This window comes from Acidobacteriota bacterium (assembly GCA_016712445.1).
Lineage (GTDB): Bacteria > Pseudomonadota > Alphaproteobacteria > Caulobacterales > Hyphomonadaceae > Hyphomonas.
Map to the genome: position 1 here is coordinate 97,247 of JADJRB010000002.1, position 21,268 is coordinate 118,514.

At 63.8% G+C, this 21,268-nt stretch carries 17 protein-coding genes, 2 tRNA genes and 1 pseudogene; 10 read left to right on the forward strand and 10 right to left on the reverse strand.

Translation table 11 applies throughout. From position 1 onward, the window contains the following. The first annotated feature begins 53 nt into the window (after positions 1 to 53). Positions 54 to 2,021: an MBL fold metallo-hydrolase gene (locus IPK75_13420; protein MBK8199351.1), complete on the forward strand. Its 1,968-nt coding sequence runs from the start codon at positions 54 to 56 to the stop codon at positions 2,019 to 2,021. Positions 2,022 to 2,033: 12 nt separating this feature from the next. Here the strand turns inward: IPK75_13420 and IPK75_13425 are convergent, their stop codons facing one another. The 8 genes from IPK75_13425 to IPK75_13460 form a co-directional block, all read right to left on the reverse strand. Beyond that, positions 2,034 to 2,411, reverse strand: a complete 378-nt coding sequence (locus tag IPK75_13425) for a hypothetical protein (protein MBK8199352.1) — start codon at positions 2,409 to 2,411, stop codon at positions 2,034 to 2,036. A gap of 72 nt (positions 2,412 to 2,483) precedes the next feature. After that, positions 2,484 to 3,500 carry a DUF3137 domain-containing protein gene (locus IPK75_13430; protein MBK8199353.1) on the reverse strand — a complete coding sequence of 339 codons (1,017 nt, stop codon included), beginning with the start codon at positions 3,498 to 3,500 and terminating at the stop codon, positions 2,484 to 2,486. Positions 3,501 to 3,578: 78 nt separating this feature from the next. Further along, positions 3,579 to 5,306 carry a dihydroxy-acid dehydratase gene (ilvD, locus tag IPK75_13435; GenBank protein MBK8199354.1) on the reverse strand — a complete coding sequence of 576 codons (1,728 nt, stop codon included), beginning with the start codon at positions 5,304 to 5,306 and terminating at the stop codon, positions 3,579 to 3,581. Positions 5,307 to 5,367: 61 nt separating this feature from the next. After that, positions 5,368 to 6,357, reverse strand: coding sequence for an isoaspartyl peptidase/L-asparaginase (locus tag IPK75_13440; protein MBK8199355.1), 990 nt, complete (start codon positions 6,355 to 6,357; stop codon positions 5,368 to 5,370). After that, complete coding sequence (locus tag IPK75_13445) at positions 6,354 to 9,194, reverse strand: valine--tRNA ligase (protein MBK8199356.1); 2,841 nt, start codon at positions 9,192 to 9,194, stop codon at positions 6,354 to 6,356. The genes IPK75_13440 and IPK75_13445 overlap by 4 nt, the downstream gene beginning before the upstream one ends. Before the next feature lie 86 nt (positions 9,195 to 9,280). Further along, complete coding sequence (locus IPK75_13450; protein ID MBK8199357.1) at positions 9,281 to 9,931, reverse strand: DUF2497 domain-containing protein; 651 nt, start codon at positions 9,929 to 9,931, stop codon at positions 9,281 to 9,283. A 112-nt stretch (positions 9,932 to 10,043) separates the two neighbouring features. Continuing rightward, the gene (locus IPK75_13455) at positions 10,044 to 11,324 is read right to left on the reverse strand and encodes a TolC family outer membrane protein (protein ID MBK8199358.1); all 1,281 of its coding nucleotides are present in this window, start codon (positions 11,322 to 11,324) and stop codon (positions 10,044 to 10,046) included. A 100-nt stretch (positions 11,325 to 11,424) separates the two neighbouring features. Continuing rightward, positions 11,425 to 12,078 (reverse strand): protein-L-isoaspartate O-methyltransferase, encoded by a 654-nt coding sequence (locus IPK75_13460; protein ID MBK8199359.1) that lies wholly within the window; start codon positions 12,076 to 12,078, stop codon positions 11,425 to 11,427. A 145-nt stretch (positions 12,079 to 12,223) separates the two neighbouring features. Here IPK75_13460 and IPK75_13465 point away from each other — a divergent pair. The 3 genes and pseudogenes from IPK75_13465 to IPK75_13475 all read left to right on the forward strand — a co-directional run bounded on the left by IPK75_13465 (position 12,224) and on the right by IPK75_13475 (position 14,317). Next, positions 12,224 to 12,297: transfer RNA gene (locus IPK75_13465), tRNA-Cys, on the forward strand. A 291-nt stretch (positions 12,298 to 12,588) separates the two neighbouring features. Then, positions 12,589 to 12,664: transfer RNA gene (locus IPK75_13470), tRNA-Asn, on the forward strand. A gap of 123 nt (positions 12,665 to 12,787) precedes the next feature. Next, positions 12,788 to 14,317, forward strand: a pseudogene (locus IPK75_13475) (PAS domain S-box protein). 6 nt (positions 14,318 to 14,323) lie between these two features. On the opposite strand, the gene feoB reads toward IPK75_13475, so the two are convergent. Together feoB and IPK75_13485 are read right to left on the reverse strand one after the other, a co-directional pair. Continuing rightward, a complete protein-coding gene (gene feoB, locus IPK75_13480) occupies positions 14,324 to 16,153 on the reverse strand; it encodes a ferrous iron transport protein B (GenBank protein ID MBK8199360.1) in 1,830 nt (609 codons plus the stop codon). After that, the gene (locus IPK75_13485; GenBank protein MBK8199361.1) at positions 16,150 to 16,383 is read right to left on the reverse strand and encodes a ferrous iron transport protein A; all 234 of its coding nucleotides are present in this window, start codon (positions 16,381 to 16,383) and stop codon (positions 16,150 to 16,152) included. The genes feoB and IPK75_13485 overlap by 4 nt, the downstream gene beginning before the upstream one ends. Positions 16,384 to 17,136: 753 nt before the next feature. On the opposite strand from IPK75_13485, the gene IPK75_13490 reads away from it, so the two are divergent. The 6 genes from IPK75_13490 (at position 17,137) to IPK75_13515 (ending at position 21,266) form a co-directional block, all read left to right on the forward strand. Further along, positions 17,137 to 17,472 (forward strand): helix-turn-helix transcriptional regulator, encoded by a 336-nt coding sequence (locus tag IPK75_13490; protein ID MBK8199362.1) that lies wholly within the window; start codon positions 17,137 to 17,139, stop codon positions 17,470 to 17,472. Between the two features lie 84 nt (positions 17,473 to 17,556). Further along, positions 17,557 to 18,948: an alginate export family protein gene (locus IPK75_13495; GenBank protein ID MBK8199363.1), complete on the forward strand. Its 1,392-nt coding sequence runs from the start codon at positions 17,557 to 17,559 to the stop codon at positions 18,946 to 18,948. Positions 18,949 to 18,960: 12 nt separating this feature from the next. After that, positions 18,961 to 19,986 carry an ACR3 family arsenite efflux transporter gene (gene arsB / locus IPK75_13500; GenBank protein MBK8199364.1) on the forward strand — a complete coding sequence of 342 codons (1,026 nt, stop codon included), beginning with the start codon at positions 18,961 to 18,963 and terminating at the stop codon, positions 19,984 to 19,986. A gap of 11 nt (positions 19,987 to 19,997) precedes the next feature. Then, positions 19,998 to 20,411 carry an arsenate reductase ArsC gene (locus IPK75_13505; protein MBK8199365.1) on the forward strand — a complete coding sequence of 138 codons (414 nt, stop codon included), beginning with the start codon at positions 19,998 to 20,000 and terminating at the stop codon, positions 20,409 to 20,411. 10 nt (positions 20,412 to 20,421) lie between these two features. Next, positions 20,422 to 20,850: an OsmC family protein gene (locus IPK75_13510; protein MBK8199366.1), complete on the forward strand. Its 429-nt coding sequence runs from the start codon at positions 20,422 to 20,424 to the stop codon at positions 20,848 to 20,850. Continuing rightward, positions 20,847 to 21,266 (forward strand): arsenate reductase family protein, encoded by a 420-nt coding sequence (locus IPK75_13515; GenBank protein MBK8199367.1) that lies wholly within the window; start codon positions 20,847 to 20,849, stop codon positions 21,264 to 21,266. Before IPK75_13510 ends, IPK75_13515 begins: the two co-directional genes overlap by 4 nt. Positions 21,267 to 21,268 lie beyond the last annotated feature (2 nt).

A 21,268-nucleotide genomic window follows, 5' to 3' on the forward strand; every position in this document is an offset into this window, starting at 1 on the left:
TCGCGACAGAGGCGCCGCCCTTCACCTGCAGGCGCCCATCCGGGGAGATACTCATGCGCCACCTGCTCGCAACCCTCGCGGCGACGCTCGCCTGCGCGGCCTGCACGACACCGCCGCTCACCATCGCACCGTCCACCGGTGCCGCCACACCCACCACGATCGCGGCGAACGCGGCATTCTCGGCAACGCTCCCCTGGAGTGACGAGAGCGAGACCGCGCTCGCCTCGAAAGGCTTTATCGCCACGCTCGCCGACCCGAAGATCCGCGCCGCCGATGGCCGCGTCGTGTTCGATGCCAGCGCGTATGACTTCGCCGACGGTCCTGCCGCCGATACGATGAACCCGAGCCTCTGGCGCCACCTCAGCCTGCTCAACAATCACGGCCTGTTCGAAGTCACGCCCGGCCTCTGGCAGGTGCGCGGGCTCGACATCTCCGTGATGAGCGTGATCGCGACCGAGACCGGTTATGTCATCGTCGATCCTCTGACCTCGATGGAAACGGCCGCAGCGGCCATGTCGCTCGTGCGTGAGCACCTTGGCGACAAGCCGGTCAAGGCGGTTATCTACACGCACAGCCACGGCGACCATTTCGGCGGCGTGAAGGGGGTCATCAGCGAGGCCGACGTAGCCGCCGGCAAGGTGCAGGTCATCGCGCCGGACGGCTTCATGGAACACGCCGTCAGCGAGAACCTGATCGCCGGCCCGGCTATGACCCGCCGGGCGAACTACCAGTTCGGCACGCGCCTCCAGCCCGGTCCGGCCGGCCAGGGCGGCGCGGGCATCGGCACCGGGCTCCCGAGCGGAACCTTCAGCCTGATCGCGCCGACCCACACCGTCAAGGAAACCGGCGAGAAGCTCGTCATCGACGGAATCGAGATCGAGTTCCAGGTCACGCCCGGCACGGAAGCTCCTGCCGAGATGAACTTCTACCTGCCGCACCTGCGTGCCCTCTGCCTCGCCGAAAACGCCAACGCCACGATGCACAACGTCCTGCCGCCGCGCGGCGCGCTGGTGCGCGACTCAAAAGCCTGGGCTGACTATCTCACGCAGGCGATCCATCTCTACGGCGACAACACCGACGTGATGTTCGTCTCGCACGGCTGGCCGCGTTGGGGACACGACGAGGTGCTCGCCTTCATGGCGTCCCACCGCGATGCCTACAAATACCTTCACGACCAGTCCGTGCGCCTGATGAACAAGGGCTACACGGCCGAAGAAATCGCCGAGGTTATCGCGTTGCCGGATTCCTTGTCCGCCAAATGGTACAACCACGGCTATTACGGCACGATGGCCCACAATTCGAAGGCCGTGTACCAGCGCTATCTCGGCTGGTACGATGCCAACCCCGCCAACCTCAATCCGTGGCCACCGGAAGAGCTCGCCAGGCGCTACGTCGCCGCAATGGGCGGCGCAGCAAAAGCGCTCCGCCTCGCCGAGGAAGCCTATGAGGGCGGCGACTACCGCTGGGCCGCTGAAGTCACGAAGCAGATCGTGTTCTCTGATGCAGCCAACGAAGACGCACGTGAACTTATGGCCCAGGCGTTCGAGCAGATGGGATACCAAGCCGAAGGTTCGCTTTGGCGCAACATGTACCTCACCGGTGCAGCAGAGGCGCGCAAGGCGCCAGAATCCGCGACCGTGTCGACGCTCTCGCCGGATGTCGTGTCCGCCATCTCCGTCGAGCAGGTATTCGACATGCTCGCGGTCCGCGTCGACCCGGCCTTGGCAGAGGGCAAGTCGGTGTCGATCAATTTCGAGTTTCCTGATCTCGGCGAGACCCGCCGCGTCAGCATCCGGAACTCCGTCCTCGTTCATGAGGCAGGGGACGGACAGTCCGCCGACGCAACGCTGAAGCTTCCGAAAGCAGCTTTCCTCGGCATGATCTTCGCCGGCCAGAAGCCGCCAGACCTGATCGCCAAGGGCATTCTCACGATGGAAGGCGACCCGACCGCCGCGGCCACGCTCCTCGGCGTCCTGGATCCACCCGCACCTGCCCAGCCCTTCGCCATCGTCACGCCCTAGGCGGCGGGGCGATCAGCCTTTCGAGGTGCAGCGCGTGTTGAAGGCGGCGACGTCGTCATTGAAGCGAACGACCGCATCCTGCAGGGCAAGTTCGTCGCGTGCGAGCTTCGCCTTGGCCGCTTCATAAGCGGCCTTGGCCTCGTCGGCGGCAGCGGCGTGCGCCTTCGAGGCGAGGCGGTGGATTTCCACGTCCTCCCAAGCTTCGCCGGACACTTCGGTCAGTTCGGCGGCGGCGTCGCGCGCCGCCGTCAGGTCAGCGATTTCGGTCTGGCGCGGTGCCAGCGTCGCCTGCATGGCCTTGCACGCCGCCGCATCGCGCGTGCCGGCCGCCAGCGCCGGCGCGGCGAAGGCGAGCGAGAGAACTCCGGACAGGATGAGGGCACGCAGCATGAGCAAGCAATCTCCGAACACTGCGGCAATTATTCGGCGCGCGCCTGAAGCGGTGGTGAACAGAATGCGGCGCTAAGGTGTCGGCGCGGCCGGCGGCGGCATCCGGCTGCGTCCGGCCGTCACGGCATCGATCAGGCGGAACACCGCCGCGAAATCATTCAGCAATTCGTGCACCCGGTCGGCGCTGTCCAGCGGCTTGAACATGGAGCCCGGCTCGAACAGGTTGCCGCCCTGTACAGTGATCAGCATTTCTCCGCCGTCGAACGCGGTCTTCAGCTTTCCGCCTTTGAACGTCGTTTCCAGATCGACCAGCTTCTGCATGAGGTCCGGCGTCAGCAGGTATCGGCTCTCCACCTGGTCGGTCGTGTAGACTTCGAAGATCTTCTCGAACCGGGGATCTTCGAGGGCAGCGCGCTGCAGCCCCTTTCCGCCGCCGAACCGGTTGAAGAATCCCGCATCTCGCGTCACCAGCGTGCGGCCGTAGAACGTCTTGTGAAAGTCGAACCGCACGCACTGTCCGCGGAATACCGTCACCCAGGTCGTCCGTGTGCGGCCTTTTGAGTCCGTCGTCGTGCGGCGCTCTTCCAGATGTGCCTCAAACAGTTCGAAATCGACCGCGCCGCGCCGCCCGGTCAGCAGGTCTTCGAACTTCGACCGGTCCCAACCCGGCACCACGCCCACTTCCTTGTGGCGGAAGATCGACTCGCATGTGCCCGGCGCCGCGGTAAAGGACAGGTTCAGCTGCCGCGCAATCGGCTCCACGATCAGCGCCTTCGCCTCGCCGGCGAGCTTCATGATGCCCATGTTACCCCAGCCGATCACACCGAAGCCGGCAATCGCGACCAGAATCGAAACGACGGGCATCTTCAGCACGAGCAGTCCCAGCAACGCGCCGCCGACAATGATCGCGCCGCCAATCCAGCGGGTCTGGACAGCCTTCTGGGCCGCCGCCACCCGCTCTGCTTCACGCGCAATCAGGTTCGGGCGTATTTCCTGCTCGTACAGCCGGTCGAACCCGGCAAACTCCGGCGGCAGGTTGCTGAGATCAATCGGGCCGCCTGGCACCGGTGCCTCGTCTCGCTCGCTCATGTCCGAATCCCCCGGTCGGCAATCAACCCGCAGCTTAGAGCGCGCAGGCCGGAACCGGAAGGGCAGGGCGGCCGCGCCTCAGATATCCGCGTAGACGTGGTCTTCGCCTTCGAAGCCGGGATGCGTCACCGCGCCTTGATGGGCGGGCCCGACGAGCTTGACGAACTTCTGCAGCGCGCCAGAGCCGTACATCGTCTTGCGCGGTTTCCAGTCGCGCTTGCGATCGGCCAGCTCGGCAGGCGTCAGGCGCACGTCAATGGTGCCCTTGATGGCGTCCAGCGTGATGATGTCGCCGTCGCGCAGCAGCCCGATCGGTCCGCCATCCGCCGCTTCCGGCCCCACATGTCCGACACAGAAGCCCCTCGTCGCGCCCGAGAACCGGCCATCCGTGATCAACGCAACCTTGTCGCCCATGCCCTGGCCATACAGCGCCGCCGTCGTCGACAGCATCTCGCGCATGCCTGGTCCGCCTTTTGGGCCTTCGTACCGGATCACCAGCACCTCGCCTTCCTTGTAGGCGCGTTCGGACACCGCCTTGAAACAGGCCGCCTCGCCGTCAAATACGCGCGCCGGGCCGGTGAAGGTCAGGTTTGCGAGACCGGCGACCTTCACGATCGCGCCATCCGGCGCCAGCGATCCCCAGAGACCGACGACGCCGCCATTCGGAGAGATCGGATCATGCGCTTCGCGGATGACCTTCTGGTTCTTGTTGAACACCACGTCCTTGATGTTCTCCGCCACCGTCTTGCCGGTCACGGTCATGCAGTCCCCGTGGATGAGGCCCGCGTCGTACAGCGTGCGCAGCAGCATCGGCACGCCGCCCGCTTCACCGAAGTCCTTAGCCACATACTCGCCGCCCGGCTTCAGGCTGACGATGTACGGCGTCTTCGCAAAGATTTCGGCGACATCCTTGAGGTCAAACTGCACGCCGCATTCATGCGCCATCGCCGGCAGGTGCAGCGCCGCATTGGTCGATCCGCCCGTCGCGGCCACCACGACCGCCGCATTCTCGAAGGCCTTGCGCGTACAGATATCCCGTGGGCGGATGTTCTTTTCGATGAGGTGCATCACCGCCTTGCCGCTCTCGACGCAGTAGGCGTCGCGGTCGAGGTTCGGGGCCGGCAGCGCCGAGGAAAGCGGCAGCGCGAGGCCGATCGCTTCGGAAACGCAGGCCATCGTATTCGCCGTGAACTGGCCGCCGCAGGCGCCGTCACCCGGGCAGGCCAGCTTCTCGATGGCATGCAGCTTCGCTTCGGTCATCTCGTTCGATCCAGCCGCATGCGCGCCAACCGCCTCGAACACGTCCATCACCGTGATGTCCTTGCCTTCGAAATGCCCCGGCATGATCGAGCCGCCATAGATGAACACCGACGGCACGTTCAGCCGCAGCATCGCCATCATCATGCCCGGCAGCGACTTGTCGCAGCCCGCCACGCCAACCAGCGCATCATAGGAATGTCCGCGCATCGTCAGCTCGACCGAGTCCGCGATCACCTCGCGGCTGACCAGCGACGAGCGCATGCCTTCGTGGCCCATGGCGATGCCGTCGGTCACGGTGATGGTGCAGAACTCGCGCGGCGTACCATCGGCCGCCTTCACACCTTTGCTCGCCGCATGTGCCTGGCGCATCAGCGCGGTGTTGCACGGCGCCGCTTCGTTCCAGCACGACGCCACGCCCACGAAGGGCTTCTGGATGTCCTTCGTCGACAGGCCCATCGCGTAATAATAGCTGCGGTGCGGCGCGCGCTCCGGCCCTTCGGTCACGTGGCGCGAGGGCAGGCGGGACTTGTCCCATTTCTTGGTCATCGGCGGTTTCCAATCAGAGTTTCAAAAGGCCCTAGCGCGCAATTTCCTTCCGGAAAAGAGCCTATTCGTCGCCATAAATGGCGACCTTTGCCCCGGAGGCGTCAATCTGGCCGCGGTACATGCCCGCAGAATTGAACACGAACGCGGGCACACCGTCGCCGCCAATGACGATCACGCCGCCATCGCCGCCGAGGGCGGCCACCTCGTCCAGCGCCACCTGCGCCGCCGCGTCCACGGGCTCGCCCAGCAGTTTTACCCGGTCGCAGATCGTCTTGGCGACGCCGACCCGGATGAAATACTCGCCATGCCCGGTCGCCGACACCGCACACACGCCGTTCTCGGCATACGTCGCCGCGCCGATCAGCGGCGTGTCGCCCACGCGGCCGGCGGCTTTCGCCGTCATCCCGCCGGTCGTGGTTGCCGCCGCAAGGTTGCCGTTCACATCGATTGCCACCGCGCCAACCGTGCCGTGCCGGTCGGCTGCCGTGCGCATGCGCTCGTCGAGCACGCGCTGCAAGGCTTCGCGGCGCCAGTCGGTGTCGAAGTAGGTGTTGTCGACCATCTCCAGCCCTTGCGCCTCCGCAAACGCATCGGCGCCGCCGGCGGCAAACATGACGTGTTCGGACTGGTCCATCACCGCCCGCGCCGCGAGGATCGGATTCTTCACGCGCGTCACGCCGGCCACCGAACCGGCATTGCGATCGCGCCCGTCCATGATCGCGGCGTCCAGTTCGTGGCGGGCATCGGCTGTGAACACCGCCCCATAGCCGGCATTGAACAGCGGATCGTCTTCCATCACCAGCACCGCCGCCTGCACGGCGTCGATCGCTTCGCCGCCGCCGCGCAGCACGTCGGCGCCCGCTTCCATCGCCTCCTGCAACGCCGCCTCGTAAGCCGCTTCGCGTTCCGGCGTCATGTCCGCGCGCAGGATCACGCCGGCGCCGCCATGGATCACCAGCCGCCAGTCCGTCGTTTCCGCCACCGGGGCCTCCACTACTGTCGTACACGCCGCAAGCGCGAAGCCGAGCGCGGCCAGCGCGGCGCGGATCACGAGATACCCGCCAGCGCCGTGCGCGCCGCTTTCAGCTTGTCGCGCCGCACCGACCAGTCCTTCAGCCGCTCACGGTTTTCCTCGACGATTTCCTCCGGCGCCCGTGCCACGAAGTCGGCATTGCCGAGCTTCTTCTCGGTTGAGAGGATGTCCTTCTCGAGCGTCGCGATCTCCTTGTCCAGGCGCTTCTGCGCCTCGTCGCGGTCGATCAGGTCTGCAATATGCAGCGCCGCCACGGTCGACCCCACGAGCGTCGACACCGAACCTGCGGGCAGGGCATCGGCCGTCGCCGTTTCATCGAGCCGCGCCATGCGCCGCAGCACGTCATCATTGCGCGTCAGCCGCTCGACATCTTCCGCCGACGGATTGACCAGCGTCAGCGGCACCTTCGCCCCGGCCGGCACGCCGAGATCATTGCGCAGCGAACGGATCTCCGTGATCATCTCGATCAGCCATTCGATTTCAGCGCTCGCATCCGCATGTCCAAAACCAGTTGCAGCCGGCCAGGATTGCAGCATCAGGTAGCCCTTGTCATCCGCACGGCCCGGCGCTCGGCGATCCCACAGCTCTTCGGTCACGAACGGCATGAACGGGTGCAGCAGCTTCAGCGACTCGTCCAGCACGAACCCGCACACCGCGCGCGTCTCCGCCTTCGCCGCATCATCCATGCCCGCCAGCAGCGGCTTGATCAGCTCCAGGTACCAGTCGCACAGCGTGTTCCAGATGAACTTGTAGAGCGCGCCGGCCGCATCATTGAACCGGTAGTCTTCCAGCCCCTTGGTCACTTCGGCAACACAGTCCGCCAGTTCACCGAGGATCCACTGGTTGACCGGCCGTTCGGCCGCACACGGATCATAGTCGCCCGGTGCGCCGCACTCGTTCATCTCGGCGAATCGTGCGGCGTTCCAAAGCTTGGTGGAGAAGTTACGGTTGCCTTCCACAGCCTGTTTCGACAGGCGGATGTTACGTCCCTGACCGGCCATGCGGCCCATCGTGAAGCGCAGCGCGTCCGCGCCGAACTCGTTGATCAGCTCGAGCGGATCGATGACGTTGCCTTTCGACTTCGACATCTTCTGGCCCTTCTCGTCGAGCACGAGGGCATGGATGTAGACGTCCTTGAACGGCGTCTGGCCGGTAAACTCGATGCCCATCATCATCATCCGGGCAACCCAGAAGAAGATGATGTCAAACGCGGTCACCAGCGTGGAGGTCGGGTAGAAGGTCTCGAGGTCCTTCGTCTTCTCCGGCCAGCCTTGCGTGGAGAACGGCCAGAGCCCCGACGAGAACCAAGTATCGAGCACGTCCTCGTCTCGCCAAATTGCGAACACTCGTTCCTTTTCGGTTCGGTCAAATGTGAACGTTTGCTCTTTCGCTTGCTGCTTAGAATCCGCGACGAACACGTGACCCGGATAGACCGTCATCGCCATTCTCAACGCTTCCGCTTCGTCTTCGGCAACGAAGAGTTTTAGTTGGTTTTCAATAAATAGGTCGCCAGAGGTTTCAAAACCGTACCAGGCCGGAATCCGGTGCCCCCACCAGAGCTGGCGCGAGATGCACCACGGCTGGATGTTTTCCATCCAGTTGTAATACGTCTTCTCCCAGTTCTCGGGCACGAACCGCGTCTTGCCCTCGCGCACCGCGGCAATCGCCGGCTGCGCCAGCGTCTTCGCGTCGACATACCACTGATCCGTCATCCACGGCTCGATCACGACGTTCGAGCGGTCGCCGAAGGGCTGCTCGATCTTCACATTCTCGATGTGGTCCAGCAGTTCGGCCGCTTCGAAATCGGCAACCACTTTCTCGCGCGCCTTGAACCGGTCGAGGCCGCGATAGCTTGCCGGAATGCCGGCCGCATCGGCTTCGGCGTCGTCGACGATTGCCGCCACCGCGCTGAGGATGTTCAGCTTCGCCAGCCCGGCGCGCTCGCCAACCTGGAAGTCGTTGAAGTCATGCGCCGGCGTGATCTTCACCGCGCCCGAGCCCTTCTCGGGGTTGGCGTACTCATCCGCCACGATCGCCACCTTGCGTCCGACGATCGGCAGCTGGACGAACTTGCCGACGAGACCCTTGTAGCGTTCGTCGTCCGGATGCACCGCAACGCCCGTATCGCCCAGCATCGTCTCGGGGCGCGACGTCGCAACGACGATGTAGTTGCGCGTCTCCATCGTGACATTGCCGTCTTCATCCTTGACCGGATGTTCGTAGGTCACACCGTCCGCCAACGGATATCTCAGGTGCCAGTAATGCCCCGCAACTTCCTTGGTCTCGACCTCGAGATCCGAAATCGCCGTCTGAAAATGCGGATCCCAGTTCACGAGGCGCTTGTCGCGGTAGATCAGCCCCTTGTTGTAGAGATCGACGAACACTTTCGTGACCGCTTTCGACAGGCCTTCGTCCAGCGTGAACCGCTCCCGGCTCCAGTCGCACGACGCGCCCAGCCGTTTCAGCTGGCCAACGATCGTGCCGCCGCTCTCGGCTTTCCATTTCCACACGCGCTCGACGAATGCTTCGCGCCCGAGGCTCGCGCGGCTCTCGTTGCTGCCGCCGGCCGCCAGCTGGCGCTCCACCACCATCTGCGTCGCAATGCCCGCATGGTCGGTGCCCGGCTGCCACAGCACGTTCTTGCCGCGCATCCGCTCGAACCGCACCAGCACGTCCTGCAACGTGTTGTTCAGGGCGTGCCCCATGTGCAGCGAGCCGGTCACGTTCGGCGGCGGGATCACGATGGAATAGGCCTGCGCGCTCGTGTCGCCCGATGGATGGAAGCAGCCCGCTTCCTCCCAGGCCTTGTAGAGGCGCGGCTCGGCTTCGGTCGGGTCAAATCTCTGGTCAAGCATCTTCGGAAATCAGTCTGGCAAAAGCACAAAAGAAAAGCGCGCCTGTGAAGGCGCGCCGTTCCCTATATCAAGTTTAGGGGCTGAGGCTAGCGCGCCATGCGGGCGATGCGCTGTACTTCAGCTTCCACTTTCTCCTCGACGATCGTCGGCAGGTTGGCGTCCAGCCAGTCCTTGATCATCGGTTTCAGCATTTCCTTGATGAGCCCCTCGATGGTGTTGTCACCGCGGACCTCCATTTTCGAGATCAGCTTGCCGAGGGCGCCGGCGGCGACGTCTGCGGTCTGGTCATCCGTGAGGACGGTTTGGGCGTAGCGGGCGCTCGTTTGCATGGTCGTCTCCGAAGCGGGGAAGGTGGGGCGTGCAGGCGGTGTGCGGGTGATCGGTGCCGGAGCAGCCGGGGCGGGCTCGGGCACGGCCTGGCCGGCGGCCTCGCGGGCGCTGCCCAGCATTTCCTCGAAGGTGAACTCTGGCCCGGTCAGCTTGGTGGTCATGACCGGAGCCGGTTCCGGGGCATCATCGGCCTCGAACATCGTCTGGTCTGTCTCGTCGAGGATGTCGCCAACCGTGGCGTCCTCAATGTCCTCATAGTCGTTCACTGGCGCGGGCGACACTTCCCGCAGCGGCGTGACGGTCGGTCCACCCGCGCGAGCCGGTGCCGGCTCATCGTCCGAGATGATCTTGCGGATCGACGCGAGGATTTCCTCCATCGTCGGTTCTTTGTGTGCTTCGTTGGCCATCTTAGCCCCTCGTTACTGGAATCGATTCCCAGACCTTTAGTCAGGGGTAGGCCGAATCCGGTTAACAACCCTTTGACAAAGTTAACGCGGAAGCGCGCCCGGCGCCAGTCGCTCAGCCGATGGTGTCGAGTCCGCCGGTTGCCCGCAACAGCTGGTGTGCTGCCACGTAGGCGTCCCGTTCCGCGCCCACCAGCGCCAGCCGGGCCTCGAACAGCTGCTGTTCTTGGTCCAGCACGTCCAGCGTCGTGCGTACGCCGACGGCCAGCTCTTCCTTCGCGCCTTCATAGGCGATTTCAGCGGCCTCGACCTGCCGGCGCGACGCCTCGATGGCCCGTGTAGCCGCTTCGTAGCCGTACCAGGCCTGCGCTACCTGTGCCCGCACCTGTGTCTCGAACGCGTCGATCCGGCGCCGGGCCTGCTCGCGCTGCAGCTTCGCAGCGTTGACCTGCGCCTTCACGGCGCCGCCGGTGAACAGCGGGATGCGGCCCTGCGCCACGGCGGACACGTTGGTGTCGCGGCGGCTCGTGTCGCCCCAGGTCTCCTGGATGCCGGCCGTGCCGACGATGCTGATCTGCGGACGCCCGTCCGCCCGGGCGATGTCCACGCCCGCGCCGGCCGCGCGCAGGTCCTCACGGGCCGCCTGGATCGAGGGATTCTTCGCTTCAGCCTCGGCAAACGCCGATTCGACATCCGGCGGCAGCACGGGGAAGGGCGGCGGGGCCGCCAGGTCGCCTGGCGCCTGACCGGTCAGGAATTCATAGAATGCTTCGCTGCCTTGCAGCGTCGCCTCTGCGCCGGCCAGTGCCGCGCGGGCGCCTTCCAGCCGCGCCTGCGCCTGCGCCACGTCCGTGCGCGTCACCACGCCGACCTCGAACCGGTCTTCGGCCGCGCGCACCTGCTCGCTGGTCACTTCAACATTGTTTTTCCGGATGGCCACCGCTTCACGGTCCCGGCGCACGTCCACATAGGCCGTCACCACATCGAGGATCAGGTCCTGGCGCGCCGCATCGAAGGTGCTGTCGGCGGAGTCGATGCCCGCTTCGGCCTGCCGGATCCCGGCGCTCACGCGCCCGCCCGTGTAGATCGGCTGGATTGCCTGCAACTGCGCGGCCGCAATCGGACGGTCGCCCGTACCGAAGTTCAGCACCGAATTGGTATCGACATATTCATAGCCGCCGCTGCCGGTCAGGTTGACCTGCGGCAGCGCGCCGGAGCGCGCCAGTTTCAGGTTCTGGCGGGCGATATCCGTCTGATACTTCTGGATTTCCAGCTGCGGGTTGGTCCCGAAGGCTGCGGCCACGGCTTCGCTCAGAGTCTCCGCCTGTGCCGGGGCACCAAAGGCGAGGCAAGACAGGCTCGCGCCAAGAAGAAGGGTCAGTTTCCGGGAGCGCATCGCAGTTCATCCTCAGCTGGGCACAGGCAATATAGTGACCCGGCTGCAAAGGTGAACACTGTTCACCTTGCGGCAGAGTCGCACCAGCTGCGTCTACCAGTCAGAAGCTAAAGCTAGGTTTCCGGTCAAAGGCCGAAAAACGCGGCGGGCAGGCGTCAAAGCCTTCCCGGGCCGCCAGGGTGGTTCCGGCCTTGGTGAACACCTTGCCGCGGCCGATTCCGCCCTCTTCAGCCATCACGACCGCCAGCCGCCCGCCTTCGCGCAGCTGGCCGGCCCAGGCCCCCGGCATCGTCTCGATCATGCCGGCCACGTAAATCACGTCGAACGGCGCCTGTTCCGGCAGGCCCTTGTCCAGCGCGCCCTCCACAGGCGCGGCGCGGTCAATGCCCACATCGGCAAACCGCTGGGCCATCGCGTCGACCAGCGCGGCGGTCTCTTCCAGCGCAATCACGGTGTCGGCGAGATGGCTGATCAACGCCGCCTCGTAGCCCGCCCCGGCGCCGACCACGAGCACCACATCGCTCGGCCGGATCCCTGCCAGCTTGATCAGTTTCGCGGTATCGCGCGGCGTCCACAGCGCCCGGCCCGGCGAGGTGGCGATCTCCAGTTCGGAATAGGCCACGCCCTTGCGCGAATTGGGCACGAACACTTCACGCGGCGTGCGCAGGAAGGCGCTCACGATCTCCGGATTTGTCACGTCGTTCGGGCGGATCTGGCTGTCCACCATGATCTCACGGGCCTGATCGTAATCCATGCGAGTCACTTCCATCTGCGAAGCTGCCAGTCAGGCGCCATGTAACACGACGCGCGCGCCGCGCAATCTTCCAGCCGCCGTGATTTTGCCTGCCGGGGCCGATTGTCTCGCCCCCCAAGCCTTGCTAGGGAGCGCTCCTGCCTGAGGCTCCATGGCGGAGTGGTGACGCAGCGGATTGCAAATCCGTGCACCCCGGTTCGATTCCGGGTGGAGCCTCCAGACCTTCCCACACTGCTGAAACCCGCGCCGCACCGGCCTCCGGTCAGGTATGAACAGGTCAAATCCACATTACTGGAGTTCGTTAACCCCGAATTAACCATATCGGGCGACCTTCAACGTGTCTTCTTTGGAGACACCCACCATCACCCAACGCCTTCGGCGGGAGCTCACGCTCCCGCCCTTTTTTCTTGTGGCGCAGGCAGGGGCAGGGCCCTCCCAGAAATTGTGCAAGGGCCGCAGTTAGGCACTTGAACAGGGTGCGCGGTCTGCTATTCCCCCGTCTCCGGCTATTCCCTGATAGCTCAGTTGGTAGAGCAGGCGACTGTTAATCGCCCGGTCGTAGGTTCGAGTCCTGCTCACGGAGCCACTTCCCCGAAAATTCACGACAGCGCGGAACCAAACGCCATCTCGCGCGTGTTGTCTGGTTGAGTGTATTGCTCCGGGGGACTTCGTGACATCAGATGCAACGACGCTGGCGGCGCTGACCGATGAAAAGCGCTACCAGCTTCTGATCGACGCGATCACCGATTTCGCCATCTACATGCTGGATCGCCGGGGCTTCGTCAGTAGCTGGAATCCCGGCGCCCAGCGCTTCAAGGGCTATACCGAGAGCGAGATCATCGGCGAGAACTTCGAGCGCTTCTACACCGAGGAAGACCGCCGCGCCGGAAAGCCGAAGCTCGCGCTGGAAACAGCTGCCCGGGAAGGGCGCTTCGAGGCGGAAGGCCGGCGCGTGCGCAAGGACGGCAGTGAGTTCTGGGCGAGCGTCGTCATCGACGCGATCCACGACCCGTCGGGACACGTCATCGGTTTCGCGAAGATCACGCGCGACATTTCCGAGCGCAAGCATGCCGAGGATGTCCTCAACCAGGCCAAGGAAGCCCTGTTCCAGACGCAGAAACTCGAAGCCATCGGACAGCTCACCGGCGGCGTCGCCCACGACTTCAACAACCTGCTCATGGTGGTCCTGTCGAACCTCGAACTGCTTCGCAAGCGCTTGCCGGCGGACGCGGAGATGATTTCCCTGCTCGACAATTCGCTCGCCGGCGCCCGGCGCGGCGTCACGCTTACCCAGCGCATGCTGGCCTTCGCCCGCCGTCAGGAACTTGCGCCGCGCCCCACTGCGCTGCCGGCGCTCCTGCATGGCCTCAGCCCCATGCTCGAACAGTCGATCGGCGCCGGTATCGACCTCGAATACCATTTCCCGGCCGGCCTGCCGATGGTCACGGTCGACCCTCACCAGCTCGAGAACGGCCTCCTGAACCTCATCGTCAACAGCCGCGATGCGATGCCGGACGGCGGCCTCATCACCATCTCGGCGCGCCGCGAGACAGTCGAGCAAGATAGCCCGCTCGGTCTCGAGCCGGGCAACTATGCGACCCTCTCCGTGACGGACGATGGCAAGGGCATGGACGAGGAAACCGTCCGGCGTGCCGTCGAACCCTTCTTCACCACCAAGGGCGTCGGCAAGGGCACCGGTCTCGGCCTTTCGATGGTGCAAGGGCTCTGCGCCCAGTCCGGCGGCACGCTCGAGATCCGCAGCTCGCCGGGCCGGGGTACCACAATGACGCTGTGGCTGCGTGCAACCGCGCCGGCCGCCGTGCACGTCGACCCTGTCAAGGCGGAGCCGCCCAAAGTCCCGCCGGCCGCCCGCACCTTGAACATTCTCGTCGTCGACGACGATCCGCTGGTCCTGATGGGAACGTCCGCAATGCTGGACGACCTTGGCCATACCGCGATCGAGGCCTCCTCCGGCGAGGCGGCGCTCGCCATCCTTCGCAACACTCCACGCATCGATCTCGTGATCAGCGACCAGGCCATGCCGCACATGACCGGCGTCCAGCTCGCCGAACGCATCGCCGCCGAGTGGCCGGCCCTGCCTGTGGTCATCGCAACAGGCTACGCCCAGCTGCCGCCGGGCACGTCGATCGACCTGCCGAGGTTGAGCAAGCCCTTTGCCCAAAAGGACCTCGAAGACTTGCTGCGCTCGATGGCCGGCCGCGTACCCGCGATGTCTTGATCGGCGTCAGAGCAGCGCGGTAGCGATCCAGTAGGTCGCGCCCGCCGCGATATAGGCCAGCGCGAACAGGTAGACCACGATCAGCGCCGTCCAGCGCCAGGAGTTGGTCTCGCGCTTTGCAACGGCCAGGCTCGCCAGGCATTGCGGCGCGTAGACATACCAGGCGAGGAAGGCGAGCGCCGTGGGTAGCGACCAGGCCGACTGCAGCACGCTCGCCAGGCCAGCCTCGCCGCCGCCCTGCACCGCATACACCGTGCCGAGCGCGCCGACCGCCACTTCGCGCGCCGCCATGCCCGGCACCAGCGCGATCGAGATCTCGAGATTGAACCCGATCGGTCGCAGCACCGGCTCAAGGATCGATCCCAGCATCCCGGCGAACGAATCGCGGATGCCGCCTTCCGTCGCCGGATAGCTCGCGAGAAACCAGAGCACGACCGACACCGTGAAGATCACCGTGCCCGCGCGGCGCAGGAACGCCCAGGCGCGCGAAAACAAGTTGATCGCGAAGTCATGCAGTTCCGGCAGCTTGTAGCTCGGCAGCTCCATCAACAGGGCCTGCGGCGGGCCTTTGGTCACCGTCCGCTTCAGCACGAACGCAACGATCACGGCACTGACGATTCCCGCCAGGTACAGCCCGAACATCACCAGCCCCTGCAGCCCGAACGGACCGACACTCGTCGGCGGAATGAAAGCCGCAATGATCAGCGTGTAGACCGGCAGGCGCGCCGAACACGTCATCAGCGGCGCCACCATGATCGTGGTGATCCTGTCGCGCTCGTTCTCGATCGTGCGGGCCGCCATGATGCCCGGAATCGCGCAGGCGAAACTCGACAGCAGCGGGATGAAGGCCCGCCCGTTGAGGCCCACCCGCAACATGATCTCGTCCATCATGAACGCCGCGCGCGCCATGTAGCCGGAGGCTTCCAGCAGCAGGATCAGCGCAAACAGGATCACGATCTGCGGCAGGAACACGATCACGCTGCCCACGCCGGCGATGATGCCGTCGGTGATCAGGCTGCGGAACCAGTTGTCCGGCATCACCGATTGCAGCCAGCCGTTCAGTGCGCCGACGCCCGCCTCGATGGCATCCATCGGCCCCGTCGCCCAGGTGAACACCGCCTGGAACATCAGGAACAGTGCTGCCGCCAGAATCAGGGGCCCGGCAATCTTGTGCAACACCACGCGGTCAATCGCGCGCGTCGCCCGGTTGATCGCCGGCTCCTCGAGGATCACTTCGCGGGCAATGTCGCGCGCTTCGCGTTGCAGCGCCTTCAGGTTCTCGGTCGTCGGCGCCTCGGCGGTGCGCTGCGCGGTCCAGCCTTCAGACGCAATCTGTTCATCAAGCCGCGCAAGCAGGGCGGCGCGCCCGCTCGAGCGCGTCGCGCGCGTCGGCACAACGGCAACGCCCAGCCGGCGCTCGAGCGCAGCCACGTCGATCTTCACGCCGTCGCGCTCGGCCAGGTCGATCATGTTCAGCGCCAGCACCATCGGCCGTCCCAGCGCGCGGACCTGCAACACGAAATGCAATTGTGTGCGGATATCGCCGGCATCGATCAGCAGCAGCAGGCCGTCCGGCATCGGCTCGTCGGCGCTGCGTCCGAGGATCGTGTCGACCGACACGCGCTCATCCAGCGACCGGGACGAAAAGCCATAAATGCCGGGCAGGTCCAGCAGGTCGATGGCATGCCCGGCCGGCGTCGTGAACGCGCCGTGCCGGCGCTCCACTGTCACGCCCGCATAGTTCGCCGTCTTGGCGCGGCCGCCGGTGAGGCCGTTGAAAAGTGTGGACTTGCCGCTGTTGGGCGCGCCCACCAGCGCCAGCCTGAAAGGGTTCAACGCCCGCGCTCCACCTCGATGGCCCGCGCCTCGCGGGTGCGCATCGCAATGATACGCCGGTTCAGGCGGATCGCCAGCGGCTGGCCGGCCAACGGCCCGCGCGTCAGCAGCTCCACATCATCCCCTTCGCAGAAGCCGATCTCGCGCAGCTTCGCGGCCAACTCGGCGACAACCCCGTCGATGGCGACGATCCGGGCGCTGGCGCCTTCAGGCAATTCATCAAGGGTCATGGGGCAAATCCTCGTTGCCCCGTATGTCTTCTTTTTGCGAATGATTTGCAAGTGCTGAGAAGCCGCACCCCTGCGCAGGACACGCTTTGGCGCCCCCGAAGGCGGGTCCAAGCGCAGATCGTCTGGAGGACTTATGGTGCCCGGGGGCGGAATCGCGAACGCCTTTACACCTCTGTTTTGATTTCAGAAATTAATATGGCGCGTCGTCGAATGCCAACAATCTGCCAACAAATCGGTAGCTGTTGGCATGGGAGAGTGGTTCGATTCCGCTTTCCACAGGAAATCCTACAAGATGAAGTCCCTGACTCTAAGAGCCGGGTCAAGAGAGCCTAATCGACGAGGTTGCCGATCCGTCTCGAAGCATGAACTGTGGAGCGAAAATTGATGACCCAGCCCCCAGCCAGTAGGAAAGGCGAAGTCTCCAAGTAAACGACCCGGATCAGGGGCTGGGTCATGATTTATAAGTGTTGCTGGATGCAGGCGGCCGTCGCTGGAAGCCACCTGGTGCACCGGCGAGGAAGCAGACGTCGAGCAAGGCGCGCCGGAGCGGCGTGCAACATGAAGTTCAAAATCCGGTGCGCAGATCACAGGTCATTTTGCCGGGATCACGCTCGCATACTTCCTTGAGCCATTTCCGGAGTGTGGCTTGACCTCGCAGGTCTGGTTCGAGACCATTGCGTGGATGCTGCAAAGAGGCGTTGGCTCTCAGTCCATGTTGGAGGCACTTGCTTGAAACCCGGTCGATTGCGAAACGTGACGGATCTCTCGGAGACTCTGGATCAACTCTCGGCACTTGCCCAGAATACGCGGTTGCAGACCTTCCGCGCACTCATGGAAGCCAGCCCGAACGGCATGCAGGCAGGCGCCATCGCTGAACATCTCGGACTTGCACCGAACAAACTGTCCGGCCACCTGACCATCCTGGTGAATGCCGGGCTCGTAAGCGTCGAGCGCGACGGTCGCCGGATGATCTATCGCGCCGAGATCAAAGCCGTGAATGCCCTTCTGGAAACGCTCGTTCAAGACTGCTGCCATGGACGTCCGGAGATCTGCACACCGCTAGCAGAGCTGAGCTGCCTCTCGTGCTAATTCTATATTCGATAGAATATTGAAATAACCATCTTCTTCCTTTAGTCGGGTCTTGCCGTGAACCCCTCGCGGTGAGGAGACGCGATGAGACACGCCCTGTTTGTCTGCGCCCTTTTAGGTTCGGTTGCGGGCGCGGCTTTCGCTCAGGAACCGTTCCGGCTCGAAGAAGCGGTTGATGCGCCAAGCTGGCTGACGCTGGAGGGCGAAACGCGGGCAAGGTACGAAACCCTCGACGGACAATTCCGGGCGGGCGGAAGCGGCAGCGACCAGCTCCTGCTCTTCAGGACACTTCTGCTTGCCGAGGCCGACACGGGCGCCGTGACATTTGGCGCGGAGATACAAGACAGTCGGACCTATCTGGGCGATGCCGGAACACCGCTCTCGACCAGCTTCTTGAACCCGGTTGACGTACTTCAGATCTATGCGCGTTTCGACGACCTGCCGGGCTTGCTGGGTGAGAACTCGGCCACAAACGTCAAGCTTGGCCGTCAAACCGTTTCCATCGGATCGCGGCGCCAGATTGAACGGGTTGAGTTTGCGAACGTGATCTTCAGCTACACCGGTGCGCACCTGATCAGCGAGGCAGAGAACGGCGACGAGCTCCACATCTTGTCAGTCGTTCCGACAGCCCGCTTTCCGGGGGCGCGGTCTGCCCTCGGCGAGAACCAACTCTCGGGGGACGAAGAGCAATGGGGCCGCCACATTTGGGGCGTCCACTATAGCCGGGCAGAAATCCTGCCGGACCTGGCACCCGGTTTGTCGGGCGAAGTTTTCGTTTATGGCCTTGAAGAAAAAGACACCCGCAGCGCACAGACCCCCGACCGTTCCTACATCACTCCAGGCTTCAGACTGTACCGCAAACCACAAACAGGCCGATGGGACGTGGATCTGGAAGGCGCGATCCGGAAAGGTACCCGTTACGGCACGAGCAGCGCGTCGGACACGCAAAGCCTCACCGTGGACGGCGAAATGCTATACGCGGCACTGGGCTATAGTTTCGATGCCCCTTGGCGTCCGCGCATAGCCATCGAGTATTATTTTGCCAGCGGCGACGAGGACCCTGACGATCTCTCATTCGACCAGTACGAGCGGCTCTTTGGATCGCGCCGGACTGACCTCAACAACACGTCTATCCATGGCCCGCTGACTCCGGCAAACCTGAGTGCGCCGGGCTTGCGGGTGCAGGTGACGCCCAGCGAACGCTGGGACGGCTGGTTTCAATACCACGCAGCCTACCTCGCCTCGCCGACAGACAGTTGGGTCATTGCCCGCCTGCGAGATCCAACAGGGCAATCTGGTGATTTCATTGGGCACGCGTTGGACGCGCGGGCCCGCTACTGGGTTGTCCCGGACAGCCTGCGCCTCGAGATCGGAGCTTCAGCCTTGGCCTTCGGCGAATTCGCCAAAAATGCACCCGGCGCACCAGGCGGCGACGGCACGCTTTTCGGGTACGCACAACTCACGTTTGATTTTTGAAGGACAAGTCCGATGGGCACTTTCGAACGCTATCTGTCTGTCTGGGTGGGTCTGTGCATCCTGGCGGGGATCGGCCTTGGCCTGCTGTTGCCCGGCGCGTTCCAGGCGCTGGCTGTCCTGGAATACGCCAACGTCAACTTCGCTGTCGCCGTTCTGATCTGGGCAATGGTCTGGCCGATGATGATCGGTGTCGACTTTTCGGCCATGCGGCGGGTCGGCGACCGGCCTAAGGGCCTGATTATCACGCTGGTGGTCAACTGGCTGATCAAGCCCTTTACCATGGCGCTTCTGGGCGTTCTGTTTTTCCGGCATGTATTTGCCGGTTTTATCCCGCCCGCCGAAGCTGACGGCTATATCGCAGGGCTGATCCTGCTCGGCGCTGCGCCCTGCACGGCCATGGTGTTTATATGGTCGCAGATGACCAAGGGCGATCCGAACTACACGCTGGTGCAGGTCAGCGTGAACGACGCCGTGATGGTATTCGCATTTGCGCCGCTCGTTGCCTTCCTGCTGGGTGTGTCCGAAATCGCTGTGCCGTGGGAGACACTTGTCCTGTCGGTTGTGCTCTATGTGCTGTTGCCACTGGCCGCCGGCGTTTTGACACGCAATGCCTTGATGAAGCGCCGCGGTGAAGCGGCGGTTTTGGATTTCACCCAGAGCATCAAGCCGCTGTCGGTTATTGGTCTGCTCGCCACAGTCGTCCTGCTATTCGGTTTTCAGAGCGAGACGATCATTGACCGCCCCCTGATCATTGCGCTGATTGCAGTACCCATCCTCATTCAGTCGTATGGCATATTTGCGATTGCTTATGTGGCGGCATGGGCCTGGAAAGTCCCTCACAAGATCGCTGCGCCCTGCGCGATGATCGGCACGTCAAACTTCTTCGAACTTGCGGTCGCCGTTGCCATCAGCCTCTTTGGCCTGAACTCCGGCGCGGCGCTCGCGACTGTCGTTGGCGTTCTGGTCGAAGTGCCGGTGATGCTCACCTTGGTCGCCTTTGCCAACCGGACCAGAGCGGCTTTCCCGGTTGAAGACTGAAGACACGTATCATGAAGGTCCTGTTCTTCTGCGCCGAGCATTCTGCCTACACTTTGATGGCCGCAGGGCTTGCGCGCCATAGGTTTGGACGAAGAGCCGTAATCACAAACGCCGTACCTTCCGGAGCCCGGCCAAATACCCACGCCATTAGAGCCATGGCAGAGCTTGGCATCGACATCACGGGTGATACTTCAACGACGATCCAAGAGATTGACATGGCAGAGTTCGACTTCGTCATCACAATCTGCGCCGAGGAGACGTGCCAGTGTGCCGTCGAAAGTTCAGGAAACTTGCATTGGTGCATTGACGGTCCCCCCTCCGACAATGCCTCGCTGAATCCGGTCGAAATGCGCAAACGTTTTGGCCGTATCCGCGATGTGATCCATGCTCGCCTTGCCTCGTTTCAGGCCGACCATCTCAAGTAGGAGCCAGGACATGCTCGAATACTCTGTTTCTGCCTGGCGTGTAGACACGCACGGCAGTGAAGCGCGCAGCAAGCAGGCCGTGCTTGTTCTCGACACGGATCTTTCTGGCCGGCCGGACGCTTTCAATCCGGCGGAGCTCTTTCTGGCGTCCATAGCCGCCTGCATGCTGAAGGGGATCGAGCGCGTAACGCCTTTGCTTGAATTCCAGCTAGACGGCGCAGAGGTGCATTTACAGGGCGTCCGTCAGGATTCGCCCCCAAAAATGCTCTCCGTCACTTATGAGCTGGTGATCGATACAGATGAAGCCGACGCCCGACTGGAGCTGCTGCACAAGAATGTGCGCAAGTATGGAACGATCTCAAACACGGTCGCCGCAGCACTCGACCTGCAGGGGATAATCCGGCGCAAATCCCAAACGCACGATCAGGAGCCCAAATGATTGTAATTCATCACAACCCCGACTGCGGCACCTCTCGCAACGTGCTCTCCATCATTGAGGCAAGCGGCGAAACGCCTGTTGTCATCGAGTATCTGAAAGAAGGCTGGAGCCGGCCGCAATTGCTCGCCCTGTTCGCCGCCGCCAGTCTGACGCCCCGCACCGCGCTGCGGGAATCGAAGTCACCAGCCCAAGAGCTCGGCCTGCTTGAGCCGGGTGTCAGCGATGAGGTGATCCTCGTCGCGATGCTGGCACATCCCGTCTTGGTGAACCGCCCCATTGTCTGCAGCCCGAAAGGCGTGCGCCTTTGCCGGCCGAGCGAGCTCGTGCTTGACCTGCTCGACAGGATGCCGCCCGGGCCGCTCTACAAAGAGGACGGCGAAATGATAATCAACGAGAAAGGAGTTCGCCTTGGTTGATT

Coding starts and splice junctions, on each gene's coding strand:
- IPK75_13510 (MBK8199366.1), top strand. CDS start 20,422: ATGCTCGAATACTCTGTTTCTGCCTGGCGTGTAGACACGCACGGCAGT.
- IPK75_13495 (MBK8199363.1), top strand. CDS start 17,557: ATGAGACACGCCCTGTTTGTCTGCGCCCTTTTAGGTTCGGTTGCGGGC.
- IPK75_13425 (MBK8199352.1), bottom strand. CDS start 2,411: ATGCTGCGTGCCCTCATCCTGTCCGGAGTTCTCTCGCTCGCCTTCGCC.
- IPK75_13505 (MBK8199365.1), top strand. CDS start 19,998: ATGAAGGTCCTGTTCTTCTGCGCCGAGCATTCTGCCTACACTTTGATG.
- IPK75_13420 (MBK8199351.1), top strand. CDS start 54: ATGCGCCACCTGCTCGCAACCCTCGCGGCGACGCTCGCCTGCGCGGCC.
- IPK75_13485 (MBK8199361.1), bottom strand. CDS start 16,383: ATGACCCTTGATGAATTGCCTGAAGGCGCCAGCGCCCGGATCGTCGCC.
- IPK75_13455 (MBK8199358.1), bottom strand. CDS start 11,324: ATGCGCTCCCGGAAACTGACCCTTCTTCTTGGCGCGAGCCTGTCTTGC.
- IPK75_13430 (MBK8199353.1), bottom strand. CDS start 3,500: ATGAGCGAGCGAGACGAGGCACCGGTGCCAGGCGGCCCGATTGATCTC.
- IPK75_13445 (MBK8199356.1), bottom strand. CDS start 9,194: ATGCTTGACCAGAGATTTGACCCGACCGAAGCCGAGCCGCGCCTCTAC.
- ilvD (MBK8199354.1), bottom strand. CDS start 5,306: ATGACCAAGAAATGGGACAAGTCCCGCCTGCCCTCGCGCCACGTGACC.
- IPK75_13460 (MBK8199359.1), bottom strand. CDS start 12,078: ATGGATTACGATCAGGCCCGTGAGATCATGGTGGACAGCCAGATCCGC.
- IPK75_13515 (MBK8199367.1), top strand. CDS start 20,847: ATGATTGTAATTCATCACAACCCCGACTGCGGCACCTCTCGCAACGTG.
- arsB (MBK8199364.1), top strand. CDS start 18,961: ATGGGCACTTTCGAACGCTATCTGTCTGTCTGGGTGGGTCTGTGCATC.
- IPK75_13450 (MBK8199357.1), bottom strand. CDS start 9,931: ATGGCCAACGAAGCACACAAAGAACCGACGATGGAGGAAATCCTCGCG.